The following is a 13,430-nucleotide window of genomic DNA, read 5'->3' on the forward strand; positions in this document are numbered from 1 at the left end:
TATTTTTGAAAAACAGCAAGCAATCTGCCTGCGGTTTTGTTTTTGGGATTTTCCGTATGGTCGGAGGTTCGCCATCCAGCCCCGTAAACCGGCATAGTTTTGTTCGGGCAACCCCGCACGAGTGCCTCTGCCAGCCTCGCGGAACCAAAATGATCCGTTTTCCTTCGCCCCCAAGGAATCAGCCGGAACCGCGCGCCACGAAATCGGCCCATCTACTACGTTTGACTCAATACCTCCGACCATATCCCCATTTTCCAGAAAACGGCAGGCGTTCTACCTGCGGTTTTGTCTTCGCGTTTTTTTGGCATGGTTGGGGGTAAGGGGCTAAACGTAGTAGATGGGCCGGTTTCGTGGCGCCCCCGGCACACAAAAGTGCCGCCACGGAGGAGGGAGATACCTCCGTGGCGGCCGGGGATGGGGGTGGGGGCTGTGTTCTGGCTCCCCGCCAGCCGCCCGGGGCCTTTTGGCCCCGGGCGTTGCCAGCGTGCCTAGCGCTTACGGATACCCCAGACCAAGGCTCCGACGCCGGCCATGGCGACAACAAATGCCATAAGCAGAGCGGCGGCCTGCTGGTCACCCGTGGTGGGCAGGAAACCCTTGACCGTCTTGACGATGTTCGTCACGGTCTTGGGCGTGCCGGGATCGGGCGTCGGCACGGGCGTCTCGGGCTTCTTGTACGTGTTGTTGAACACGATACCCTCGACGCTCTTGTCGCCCTTGGTAAAGGCGACGTTCGCCTTGAGGTTGCCCTCGCCGTCATCGACCACGTTGACGGTCACGGTAAAGACGGACTTGTCGTAGGTCATACCGATCTCGTCGCCCTTGACCTCGCTGATGGTGTAGACGTGCGTACCGGGCTCGTCGTACTCAAACTTGTCGAAGCTGATCTTACCGTCGGCATCGTTGGTGATGGTGGACTCGATGCCCTCGCCAACGAGCTTAAAGCTGAACTCGTCCTTCTTGAGCTCGCGTCCCTCGAGCACCTTGATGGCGCCGATGGAGACTTGGGTGGGCATGGCGTGATACTTGTTGGTAAAACCAGCCGACTCGGTGGTTCCCTCGAGCTTGTGCGTCACGGCCAGTGTGCCATCGCCGTTGTCAGAGACGGTGGCCACGACGGTGTAGGTCGTACCGTCATAGGTGACGCCCTTGTACAGGCCAAGCGCATTGGGGCAAGCCTCGCGCAGCGTGTACGTGTGCGTGCCGGGCGCCTCGTAGCGGATCGGGCTCAGTGTCACAGTGCCGTTGGCGTCGTTGGTGCCGCTTGCGACAACCACGTCGTCCTCGAGCAGATCGAACGTGAACTCGCCGACTGCAAGGTCGCGTCCGGTCAGACGCTTGACCGTCTTGACCTGATCGGTCACGGACGAATCGGTAGGCGTTACGCTGTAGGTGTTGGTGAACGTGAAGGCAGCACCGTCGTCGCCTTCGCGCTTGACGCTCAGATGTCCGGCGCCGTCGTCAGTCACGGTATAGGAAACCTTGCGCGTGGCGTTGGCATCGTTGGTCACGCCAGGGGCGCTGCCGGTCTCGGTCACCGTATAGGCAAAGGTGTGCGAGCGCGGAGCGGTGGGGGCCGCAGGCTCGGACTCGTCGACATTGGCGTCAGCGGCGGGGTCGGCCTCTTCAGCCTCTGCCTCGTCGGCCTCGGCCCCGTCAGCTTCGTCCGCCTCGGCCTTATCGGTCGCATCGTCCGTCACGCCCAGAGCGCGGTTGAGGTCCTCGAGCGTAAAGTGGATCTTGCCAAAGTCCACGTTACCGGCTGCGTCGTTGGTTACGGTCGTGCGCTCGGGCATCGGGGCGCCAGCCTCGTCGGCGGTCACGGTAAAGGTGAACTTGCCCGCGATGTCAGCCGGGGTCAGGCCCTCGGCTGCCTGAAGCTTCTTGGTGCCGATGAGTGCGGCATCCACGGCCTCGGCGCCGTAGACGTTTTCGAACAAGGGCTCGACGCCACCGTAGTCGACCGTTGCCGTCAGGGTACCGTCACCGTTGTCGACAACGATAACCTTAAAGCCAAAGCTCCACGTTGTAGCGGAAACGCCATTCGGCAGCCCGAATAAATCTTCGTAGGCCGTGTAGTTAATGGTCCAAGCGAGCTTACCGTCCTTGTCGGTACGATGGGCAAGCCCAGCCGCCTCAAGATTGGCAAGCATCTCGGTGTCGTAGTGCAGCGCATCAAAGCTCACATGCCCGCCGATATTGGGCTTGAGGTTTTCGTATGCCACAAGCTCACCCTGATAGGCGATGCCGAACCAGAACTCGCCGTCGGCCATCGGGCGACCGGTCAGAGTCTTGGTGGCAACGACCTGAGCAGCGGTGCCACCAGGCGTGTTGGTCGTAGCGCTGTAACTGTTGTGGAACGGCACCAGGGCCTTCTCGACCTTGTTCTCGCCACTCTTGTGGACCGTCTCATGCGTGCCCTCGGGACCACCGGAAACGGTCGTCGTAGCAGTGAGCATACCGGCGGTGTCGTCGGCGATGGCGATCGTCACCGTGCGTACGGCGTCATCGTAGGTGTAACCGGGCTGGCCGTCGTTCTTTTCGGCCACGGTGTACTTGAAGGTCTTGCCGGCGTCAGCCTGCGTAAATTTAACCTCATGACCAGCCAGAATGTCGATCAGTCCGACCGTTGCCTCTGCCGCTTCGGGGGACTTGAAGCTGTTGGCCCCGGGCAGCAGACCGAGCGCGCGAGCCGAGGCGTCGTCAGCAGGTGTCACGGTAAAGGTGAACTGGCCCTCGGTCATGGGGCGGCCGTCCAGATACTTGCTGAGCCACAGACCGCCGGCCGCGGTGTAGTTAAGCTCAGTGCGGTACGTGTTGGTAAAGCGTCCGTTTTCCTTCTTGGTGACGTTGGCGGTCAGGTTGCCATCGCCGTCCTCGGTCACGGTTACTTCGGCGGTCGCGACGTGGGAGTCATACGTCATGCCGACCGTATTACCCGCGTTCTCGCGAATCTCGTACTTGTAGGTTCCGGCAGCCGTGTAGCGAATCTTGCCGAACTTGATGACGGCGATTCCGTCCTTCGCGTCCTTCTTGCTCACGGTTACGGTTGCGGGATCGGGCAGCGGGGTGCCCTCGGGAGCGGTGATGGTAAAGCTGAACTTGTCGGAGTCCGTCCAGTCGCGGCCGTCGATGGCCTTGCTCAGGTCAAAGTCGAGCTCTGCATCGAGCGGGGTCACGCTGTAGGAGTTCTTAAACTCGGCGGGCTCGGTGCCCTTCAGAACATGTGTGGCACTGAGCGTACCGTCGCCATTGTCCGTGATGGTGGTCTCGATGGTGTACTTGGCGTCACTGTAGGTGATGCCCTTGCTGGTGGTTCCGCCCTTGATCTCGCGCAGCGTGTAGGTGTGCTTGCCGGCCTCGGTGTACTTCACGGCGTTCATCGTGATCTTGCCGTCGGCGGCATTGGTGCCGGTGGCGACGACCTTGTCGCCCTCGACGAGCTCGAAGGAGAACTCGCCAGCCTTGAGGTCGCGGCCAGTCAGGACCTTGGTCGCGGTGATTTGGTCGCTGACGCTGAACTCGTCAGGATTCGGCTTGTAGCTGTTGCTGAACTTCGCCTCGTCGTCGCCCTTCAGGACATGCTTCGCCTCGAGCGTGCCGTCGCCCTTGTCGGTGATGGTGGTCTCGATGGTGTACTCGGCATCGCTGTAGGTGACGCCCTTGCTGGTGGTTCCGCCGTTGACCTCGCGCAGCGTGTAGGTGTGCTTGCCGGGCTCGTTGTAGGTGATCTCGCTCATCGTGATCTTGCCGTCGGCAGCGTTGGTGCCCCTAGCGACGACGTCGTTGCCCTCGACGAGCTCGAAGGAGAACTCGCCGGCCTTGAGGTCACGGCCGTCCAGGGACTTGACCGCGGTGATCCGGTCGGTGACGCTGGAGCTCTCGGGGGTCACGTTGTAGGAGTTCTTGAACTCGGCAACCTTGACGTCCTTCAGAACATGCGTGGCACTAAGCGTACCGTCGCCGTTGTCGGTAATAGTGGTCTCGATGGTGAACTTGGCATCGCTGTAGATGATACCGCCGGCGTTGCCCTTGACCTCGCGCAGCGTGTAGGTGTGCTTGCCAGCAGCAGTGTACTCGATGGGGCTCATCGTAATCTTGCCTTCGGCATTGTTGGTGCCGGTAGCGACAACCTTGGCGTCCTCGCCCTCGCCCTCGACGAGCTCGAAGGAGAACTCGCCGGCCTTGAGGTCACGGCCGTCCAGGGACTTGACCGCGGTGATCCGGTCGGTGACGCTGGAGCTCTCGGGAGTCACACTGTAGGCGTTCTTAAACTCAATCTTCGTAACGTCCTCGGCGCCCTGCAGCTTATGCGTAGCCACCAGCTGGCCCTTGCCGTTATCGTTGATGGTTGTCACGATGGTGTGGACGGTTTCGTCGTAGGTAATACCGCCGGCGTTACCCTTGACCTCGCACAGCGTGTAGGTGTGCTGACCGATCTCGGTGTACTTGATGGCGTTGAACGCAACGTTTCCTTCGGCATCATTCTTGGCAGTCTCGATAAGCGCGGAGTCCTCGCCCTTAACCTCGCGCAGCTCAAAGCTAAACTCGTCGGCCGTAAGGTCGCGACCGGTCAGGGCCTTGGTAACTGCAATCTGGCTGGTAACACTGGACTCAACAGGATCCGCAGCATAGGTGTTCTTGAACTCGGTCTCACCCGAGGTCTTCGTCGCAGAAGCCTCAAGCTTGCCCTTCTCATTGGGCTTCACTGTCACGGTGAACTCTGCAACGTTCTTGCTGTAGGCGATGCCGTCGAGCGTGGTTCCAGCGTTCTTCTCGCAAACCTTGTAGACATACGTGCCCGGCTTATCATAGGCAATCTCGCCAAAGCTAATGTACGCATGGCCCTCTGTTGCAACCGCAGTCGTGGACTCGGGCATCGGGGCACTGTTCTCCGACGTCAGACCAAACTCAAACTTGTCCTCATCCGTCCAGTTGCGGCCCTCGAGCACCTTGACCAGGCCAAAGTCGGCAGTTGTCAACGTTGTCGGCTTGGTATTGAGCGTAAAGCTAATCTTGCCGTTATTGCCCAGATAAACATTGACCTTCGTCGCGCCGGAAACAACCTTCGTGTTGTTCCACTGGGGATTGATTACGTCGCGTGCGGTGTCAGTCGGGTTTCCACCCACACGCTCCTTGGTGGTGTGGAGCTGATTGATAAAGGCGAGGCGCGCGGTACCAGCCTTAATCGACCAGTGGTCGCCATCCTTTACCAAAGCGCCCTCAAAGCTTTCAAGCTCGCTTCCCTTAACCGGAATCGAAACGGAATCATCGTACGGCGCGCCTGACGAGTTCTGCGCCATAAACTCATCTTTGTACCAATAGGTCTTAGAGCCCGAAGGCTTTTCCGTTGCAAGCTTGGTGCAAGCCGCATCCGTGTAGACGGGCGTTAGCTTTTGGAAGCAGTAGTAGCCGTTCGTAGCAGCAGGCTCAAAGCTCGCGACCGTATCGCCCGCATCGTCGCCGGTCCACTTGTTGGCGTAGAAGCTAACGGTATTGGAATCGGCGTCCCTGTGCTTGTCGATATAATCCTGCAGCCCCGGAACGTTATTGGGAGTAAACAGGTTTTTGCGTGCAATAGCCTTTACACTCGATGCATACACCACGCGGATAGGCGAGATGGCATCGACGACAAACGTGCCCGCCGACTCGTCAACGGTAAAGCGGCGCAGCGGAATGAGCGATGCGGGGACCTTGACCGTCACGATGTCGCCGCGCTGTGGATTGTTCTCGTCCGCGCGATCGACCGTAATTACGAGATGGGCGAGCTTGCCGTCAAACGTATAGGTATCAATATTGCCGTCGCTAGACTTAGTGGCGGCGCCATAGGTCTCACCGTTGTACTCGGCACCGGTAAAGCTATCGACCTGCATGAAGGCACCCAGCTCATCCTCGAATGTGATGTAACCGGAGCCGTTGGGATTGTTGCCCTCGACCTTGGTCGGGAAACCCTTGCCCGACGTAATGGCACTCGAGATGTCTTTAAAGACCTGATCAAGCTCGGCGGCGTTGGTCGCCGACTTGTAGTAGCTGGCACCGGCAACGGGGTTACCAAAATTGACATTCCACTCCTCAGTTCCAAAAAAGCCATAGCTTACGGACGATGTGGCATTCGGATAGTTGCTCGACACGGCATGCATGAATTTATTCTCGTTGCTCGTGTCGCTGCTTGTTGGATCGTCGCCCGGCTTCGCACCGTTGAAGATACCGATGGCATAAATGGTCGCCCCGCCACTCTTTATGTCCTTGGCGGTATTGATGGCGTCCCTAGCGACCGCGGGCTCAAAATCACGAAAGCTCGTAGGTGAGCCATCGGCGAAGAACACAACGACCTTCTGAGCATCCTCGCGCTCAGAGGTGATTCCCTGGGCCAGCTGCATACCGAAATCAGCCTGCGTGGCGCCGTTAGGCTTGATGGAGTTGACCGTTTCCTTAAGGCTCGTTGCGTCATCACCGACACACGGCGTCAGGGGCTTCATGGTCTGCGAGTAGTTGCACTTGTTTCGATTATTATCGCGATACGTATCGTTGCCGATTTCATCCTTCTTCTTGCCTGCGAACTTAACAATGGCAACCCGATGCTGCTTGGGAGCATCCTTGATTTTTGCATTCTGCTCGGCAATGGTGTCGATAAAGTGGTTGGCAGCATTCTTGAGCGCATCGATGCGCTTGGGGGACCCTTTGCCATCCATAGAATCATCCATTGAGCCAGAGGCATCGAGCACCATCACGATGTCGAGCGGCTTGGAAACCAGCGACGTTGTATCGGATGTCGAAGACATCGCCGAAAGCGTGGTCAAAAAGTCCGATTTCCCGTCATCGATTGCTTGGACCGTCTTATCCGTCCAAATTCGGCCGACGTTTTGCGTCGTGACCTTGCTGCCGTCATAACCGCCCGCCCAGAACTTCCAATGGTTGCTGGTGTCGTGGTCGACTATCTTTGTCGCTTCCGGTCCGTCCATACCGGTGCTGGACCTGGCATTGGCCTCGGGCAGCATGGCAAATGCTGCAGCCGGCAACACTAGCACTACGGCCAGTATCACCGCCAGGAGACCCCTCGTGTACTTACTCATCGCTTCTCCCTTCTCGCGGTCTCAGACCTTGCAACAGCCTAAAGTTACGAAATGAGACACAATTAGGGCAGGTGACACACGTTCCAGATTTGATTTTGGACGTGAGACAAATGTCTCACCAAAGTTGAGACACGAGGGTTTTCGCAGGAAAACGGGTGCGACTCGGAGCCAACAGGTCAAAATGATCCGTTTTCCTCCGTCCCCGGGGGATCAAGGGCTGTCACCGATATGGTGTCATTTCAAAACTATGCCGGATTACGGAGCTAAAGTCGGGGCCCTCATCCATACCACCATTTTTTGAAAAACGGCAGGCTATCTACCTGCGGTTTTGTTTTTGGGATTTTCCGTATGGTCGGAGGTTCGCTATCTAGCCCCGTAATCCGGCATAGTTTTGTTCGCGACGGCACAACCGCGCGTTTAAGCGCGGGGCCGGTGGGGCATTTTTGCCCCACCGGCCCCTATTCCAGCGCTATTCCGGCTTGGTTTCTACTGTGGGAGTCTTGTCCGCTGCGACTGGAGTGCGGGAGGTGTCCATAGTCAGGCAGTGTTTGCGGCAGCTCTCGATGCACTCGCCGCACACCACGCAAGCGTACGGATCAATCGACCAGGTACCACCCTTGCGATCGACCGTGAGCGCGCCCGCCGGGCAGCGGCGCGCGCACATGCCGCAGCAGATGCACACGTCCATGTCGTTGACGATATGCCCGCGCAAGCGCTCGGGCGCCGTCAGCTTCTCCTGCGGATAGCACACCGTGACCGGCTGCTCGACCATAGAGCCCAAGGCCGTCTTGGCAAATGTCAGCAAACTCATGCCGTGCCTACCTTTCCGTGCAGCTAATGCAGGGGTCGATGGTCAGGATAATCATGGGCACGTTGGCAAGGAGCACGCCCTGCAGCGCATGCGTCAGACCCGCCAGGTTTTGCGACGTCGGCGTGCGCACGCGAAAACGGTCCAGATTCTTGGTGCCGTTGCCGCGCACATAGTAATACGCCTCGCCACGCGGCTGCTCAATTACAACCTCGCCGCGCGCGCCGTCGGCCGGCGTAAGCTTGGTGCGCCCGCCGATACCGTCGTGCGGGATCTTGCCCACCAGCTCTTTGATGATGTCCATGGTCTGCGTGACCTCGGCGCAACGAACCTGGCAGCGGGCATAGCAGTCGCCGTCGGTAGCAACGATGGGCTCAAACGCGGCCAAGTCCGCATAGGCGCCGTCACCGAACATGCGCACGTCGTAATCCACGCCCGAGGCGCGCCCAAACGGACCGACCATCGAAAGCTCCAGCGCGTCTTTCTTGCTAATCACGCCCACGCCATGCAGGCGCTCGCCGCAGCTGTTGTCGTCCAAAAACGTATGCACCAGGGCCTCGTAGTCAGGACGCATGGCATCGAGCGTCTGGACAATGCCCGCCAGCTCGGAGTCCTCGATATCGTGCTTAAGGCCGCCGATCTCGTTAATCGACAGAATCACGCGCCCGCCGCAAGTGCTCTCAAAAATCTTGAGTATCTGCTCGCGCAGGGTCCATGACCGATAGAACAGCGCCTCGAAGCCAAAGGCGTCGGCGAGCAGGCCCAGCCACAGCAGATGCGAGTGAATGCGCGAAAGCTCATGCAGAATGGTGCGGATATACTGCACGCGGCCAGGCACCTCGATGCCGAGCATGCGCTCGCAGGCGCTGGCATAGCCGCAGCTATGGCCCACGGCGCAGATGCCGCAGATGCGCTCGGCAATGTAGCCAAACTGATGCATATCGCGCTTTTCGGTGAGCTTCTCGAGCCCGCGGTGCACAAAGCCGATCTGAGGAATTGCCTCGATGACGCGGTCATCCTCGATCACCAGGTCCAGATGAAGCGGCTCGGGCAGCACCGGGTGCTGCGGGCCAAACGGAATAACGGAGCGATGTGCCATGGACCTTACGCCTCCTTTTTCTGCTTGTCGCGGGCGACCTTGGCGGCAAGCGCCGCGCGGACCTTGGCCGCTTTCTCGGGATCCATGGCAGCGAGCTTTGCCTCCATCTCGGCGGCCTTGAGCGCGGCCTTCGCAGCAGCCTCATCGTGCTGAGCATCGGAGCCGGCAGCCGCAGCGGGCTGAGCAGCGACGCCCGCGGCGTCGCCGGCGCTCGCCGCAGCCGAAGCATCGCCGGCACTCGCAGCGCTCTCCCCTGCAGCAGCCGCAGCCGCGGCGGCCTTCTCGGCAGCGGCCTTGCGCGCCTTGGCCTCGGCGGCGGCACGCACCTTCATGGCTTTCTCGCGCGCGGCCTTCACCTCGGGCGTGATAACGCTCATGGGTTCGGCAGTCGAGACCTGGTAGAAAAAGCCCTTAAAGTCAATCTGCATATCGGTGATGGCAAGACCAAACAGGTCGTGCGTTTCGTTTTCAAACGGGAATACCGCCGGATAGTACGAGCTGATGGACGGAATCTCCTGGTACTGGTCGATGCCCTCAACCACCAGGTTCTCGATCGCATAGCTGCCGTCCTGCGCAATATGCTCCTGAGCAGCACGAACGTCGATAAACGTATAGACCAAGCGATACGATCCGTCGTCCACACAGCGCTCGGCATGCATCTGCACAAAGCGCGCGCCGACGCCCTTGAGCGCCTGGACATGTGACAGGAGCTCATCGATCCCGACGGTAGTATAGATAGCCTTTTGCATTACTCGCCCTCCTTTGCAGCGGCGGGCGCGTCGCCGGCCGCGGACGTCCCAGCAGGCGCATCGTCAGCCCCGGCCCCCGCAGCCACAAACCCGTCCTCGCCCAGCTCAACGCCACCGTCCCAGGTTGCGGCGCCGCCCACGGTAAGCGGGTCGCCGCCGGCGCGCATCACGGCCTCCTTCTGGTCCAGGATGCCACACGCCTCCACGATGGCATCGATCACCGTCTCGGGGCGAATGGCGCACCCGGGCGCGTACACGTCCACGGGAATCGCGCGGTCCACGCCGCCGATCACGTTATAGGCATCGCGGAATACGCCGCCCGAACACGCGCAGATACCGCAGGCCACCACGCACTTGGGCTCGAGCATCTGGTTGTAGATCTGGCGCACGACGGGCAGGTTCTGGGCATTGACCGACCCCGTCACCAAAAAGATATCCGCATGCTTGGGGTTGCCGGTGTTGACCACGCCAAACCGCTCCGCATCGAACAGTGGCGTGAGCGAGGCCAGCACCTCGATATCGCATCCGTTGCAGCTCGAACCGTCGTAATGAATAACCCACGGTGAGCGCGACATTTTATGATCCATGGATGCCGCCTCCTAAATAAACACGTCGACGAGGATGGGCATAAGGTTGAGCAGGCCAAACACCAGCGCCACACCCCAGCCGAGCTTAACGCAGCTGCGCCAGGTGCTACGGGCGAAGGTGTTGTCGATCAGGACCTCGACAAAATACGTCGCGGCCATCACGACCAGGGCTACAACCCAGCTCACGGGGTTGTCCCAGACAAAGAACATGCCCACCCACATCAAAAACAGCACGGTCTCGCACCAGTGCATAAGGGTCATCTTGGCCAGCGTGCCGCCGCTCATCTCGGTGGCGACGCCCTGGACGATCTCCTGATGCGCATGATGCGAGTACGAAAGGTCAAACGGCGACTTGCGCAGCTTGATGGTAAGCACCGCGAGCAACGCGAGGAAAATGGGCGCGCTGTGCACGATGATGGGGACCGACTGCCCCGTCACGGCGATGGAATCAAAGCTGTCGGTGGCAAGGTACAGGCCCACGCTCATCAGCAAAACGGCGGGCTCGTAACTCATAACCTGCAGTAACTCACGATCGGCGCCAACCTGGGCAAACGGGCTTTGCGTCGAGGCGGACGCCAGCACCACAAAGATCGCGGCGAGCGTCACCATAAAAGCGCACAGTAGCGTGTTAGAGCCCGACACAAAGATGCCGCCGCCCACCACGGTAAAGATGAGCGCGCACGCCATATAGGTATCGTCCATGGTGTTTACGCTGGCGGGGGCCTTGCGCAGCAGCTTGGCAACGTCGTAGAAGGGCTGCAGCAGGCGCGGGCCCACGCGGCCCTGCATGCGGGCGGACAGCTTGCGGTCGATGCCGTCGATCAGGCCGCCCACAAGCGGCGCCAGTAAGGCAAATGCCACGGTGCCAATAAAAATGCCCACGACGCCCGAACCTTCAAAATACTTGCCGCGCAGCACCGAGGGCGCACTCATGGCAAGTCGCTCGGGCCCAATCCACGCGCAACACAGCAGCGCAAACAAGATAATGCTGCAGCACACGACGCTACCCGCGGGGCCAATACGCTTCTCGCCAAGGGCGTCCTCCGAGTACCAATTGCGCTTTTCGGCCTTCACCTCGTGTCCCATCGAGCCGCGGAAATGGCGATATTTGTCGGTCCCCACGCCCGAAAGGTACACGTTGACGTGCGGTTTGTTGCTCACGCGGAATGAAGTCAGCAGCACCACGGCGATAAACGCCACGATAACCACCATCAGGTACATGGCGTCCTTGCCAATAACGTACGGCACGCGGCCAAACACCATGGCCAAGTAAGGCGACACCAGACCGCTCGAGATAACCGGGAACGCCACGCAGCACAGAATCAGCAGCGCGGCGATGGTGTTGAGGGCCATCCATTCGGTCTTATGGACATTGACCTCAACGTTTTGAGCCGTGGGGTCGACACCCGAAAGCTTGGCAAGCCACTTGCCCCAGAAGAAGAACGTCGCGGCCGAGCCAAAGGCCAGCACCATGATCATGAGCACGTTGCCAGTCTGCGCGAACGCCACCAGGGCGCCCCACTTGGACACGAGCATGCCAAACGGCGCCACAAACATGCCCATGATGCCCAGCATCATCAGACGCGTCAGGTGCGGCATGCGGCTGAACATACCGTCCATGTCCTCGATATCGCGGCTGCCGATATGATGCTCGGCCGTGCCCACGCACAGGAACAGCAGCGACTTTGCCACCGTGTGGAACAGGATCAGAAAGATGGCCGCCCATACGGCCTCGGGCGCGCCGACACCCAGGCAGGCACTGATGAGGCCCAAGTTGGAAATGGTGGAGTACGCGAGCACGCGTTTGGCGTTGCTCTGCGAGATGGCCATGAGGGCAGCAAGCAAAAACGTGATGGCGCCCACACTCGTGACCATAAAGCCGGTTACGGGATAGATAGCATAGAGCGGGCTCAGCTTGACCATTAGGAACACGCCGGCTTTAACCATGGTTGACGAGTGCAGCAGGGCGCTCGTGGGAGTGGGGGCAACCATAGCACCCAACAGCCACGTGTGGAACGGCATCTGTGCGGCCTTGGTGAGTGCGGCGAGCGACAACAGGATGACCGGCATCACCAGCAGTGCGGATTGCGCGGTACCGGCGCCGGAAAGCTCGATCATGCCCGAGATGGTCAGCGGCATGCCGTTAACGTGCAAGAACATAAGGCCCGCCAAAAACGCGATACCGCCCAGCATGTTAAGGATGATCTGGGTGAAAGCGTTCTTGATGGCCTCGGGCGTGCGCGTGTAGCCAATCATAAGGAACGAGCACACGGTGGTGATTTCCCAGCCGCAGAACAGCCACTCAAGGTTGTCGCTCGTCACGATGACGAACATGGCCGAGAGGAACAGGAACATAAGCGCCAGGAACTGCGGGCGACGGTCGGGCGCGGTCTGCCCGCGCAGTGCGGCCTCGTGCTCGTCGTGGGCCTGGAAGTCCTTCATATAACCCAAGGCATACACGCAGATGAGGCTGCCAACAATGCCGACGGCGAGGACCATGATCACGCTCATGTAGTCCAGGTAGAGCGGCGTCGCCGTGACGGCTTCGACCGCGGGCAGCGTCATGGCTGCAAAGGCGAACGAGCCCACCAGCTGGACTATGCCGAGCACCGTGGCGAGCGCGTTCCTATATTTGTACGCGTTGTACAGGATTACGGCGCACAGGATGACGTCGATGACGGAGCTGATGATCGAGAGCACATGCGAGGTGCCGGAGGCAACCTCAAAGCTCTGCGGACCCATGCCAAAAAACATGACGGCGACTACAACTGTCACCGCCATAATAATGCCGGAGCCTATGAGCCCCACCGCATCGCGGGCGCGGTCACCGCGCGCGAGCAGCATGCCCAGCGCCGGTACCAGCGGAAACAGGGTAAGGAAATACAGTAGCGTCATACCATCACTCCCCCATGCAAAAACGCTGCAATTGTTTAACGTTATAGCTCAATTGAGGAATAGCGGCGGCAGGTTTTCGGTCAACTGGGGAGTTTTAGGCGTACGGGGCAAGGGTACGTCCGCATTGGAGTAGAGGGGTGACGCTCCCTTACCGCAACGACAGACGCGCGGGCCACTGCGCGCGGTTTATTGACTACGTTGGAGGATGTCCCGATAGGC

At 59.8% G+C, this 13,430-nt stretch carries 6 protein-coding genes; all 6 read right to left on the bottom strand.

The genetic code is table 11. The features are described from left to right. Positions 1–488 precede the first annotated feature (488 nt). Positions 489–7,073, bottom strand: a complete 6,585-nt coding sequence (locus AAA021_RS00670) for an FctA domain-containing protein (protein ID WP_349087563.1) — start codon at positions 7,071–7,073, stop codon at positions 489–491. Positions 7,074–7,542: 469 nt separating this feature from the next. After that, on the bottom strand, positions 7,543–7,884 hold the full coding sequence (locus tag AAA021_RS00675) for a 4Fe-4S dicluster domain-containing protein (protein ID WP_349087564.1): 342 nt from the start codon (positions 7,882–7,884) through the stop codon (positions 7,543–7,545). A gap of 7 nt (positions 7,885–7,891) precedes the next feature. Continuing rightward, complete coding sequence (locus AAA021_RS00680; protein WP_260699074.1) at positions 7,892–8,980, bottom strand: nickel-dependent hydrogenase large subunit; 1,089 nt, start codon at positions 8,978–8,980, stop codon at positions 7,892–7,894. Between the two features lie 5 nt (positions 8,981–8,985). Continuing rightward, positions 8,986–9,729: an NADH-quinone oxidoreductase subunit C gene (locus tag AAA021_RS00685; RefSeq protein WP_195443995.1), complete on the bottom strand. Its 744-nt coding sequence runs from the start codon at positions 9,727–9,729 to the stop codon at positions 8,986–8,988. Continuing rightward, a complete protein-coding gene (gene nuoB / locus AAA021_RS00690) occupies positions 9,729–10,316 on the bottom strand; it encodes an NADH-quinone oxidoreductase subunit NuoB (protein ID WP_349087565.1) in 588 nt (195 codons plus the stop codon). Before nuoB ends, AAA021_RS00685 begins: the two co-directional genes overlap by 1 nt. Before the next feature lie 12 nt (positions 10,317–10,328). Continuing rightward, complete coding sequence (locus tag AAA021_RS00695; protein ID WP_349087566.1) at positions 10,329–13,211, bottom strand: proton-conducting transporter membrane subunit; 2,883 nt, start codon at positions 13,209–13,211, stop codon at positions 10,329–10,331. Positions 13,212–13,430 lie beyond the last annotated feature (219 nt).

Origin of the sequence: Collinsella sp. CLA-JM-H32, from assembly GCF_040098165.1 — a bacterium.
GTDB lineage: Bacteria > Actinomycetota > Coriobacteriia > Coriobacteriales > Coriobacteriaceae > Collinsella.

Excerpts from the sequence above, each read along its gene's own strand:
- AAA021_RS00670 (WP_349087563.1), bottom strand. The coding sequence starts at position 7,073 with ATGAGTAAGTACACGAGGGGTCTCCTGGCGGTGATACTGGCCGTAGTG.
- AAA021_RS00675 (WP_349087564.1), bottom strand. The coding sequence starts at position 7,884 with ATGAGTTTGCTGACATTTGCCAAGACGGCCTTGGGCTCTATGGTCGAG.
- AAA021_RS00680 (WP_260699074.1), bottom strand. The coding sequence starts at position 8,980 with ATGGCACATCGCTCCGTTATTCCGTTTGGCCCGCAGCACCCGGTGCTG.
- AAA021_RS00685 (WP_195443995.1), bottom strand. The coding sequence starts at position 9,729 with ATGCAAAAGGCTATCTATACTACCGTCGGGATCGATGAGCTCCTGTCA.
- nuoB (WP_349087565.1), bottom strand. The coding sequence starts at position 10,316 with ATGGATCATAAAATGTCGCGCTCACCGTGGGTTATTCATTACGACGGT.
- AAA021_RS00695 (WP_349087566.1), bottom strand. The coding sequence starts at position 13,211 with ATGACGCTACTGTATTTCCTTACCCTGTTTCCGCTGGTACCGGCGCTG.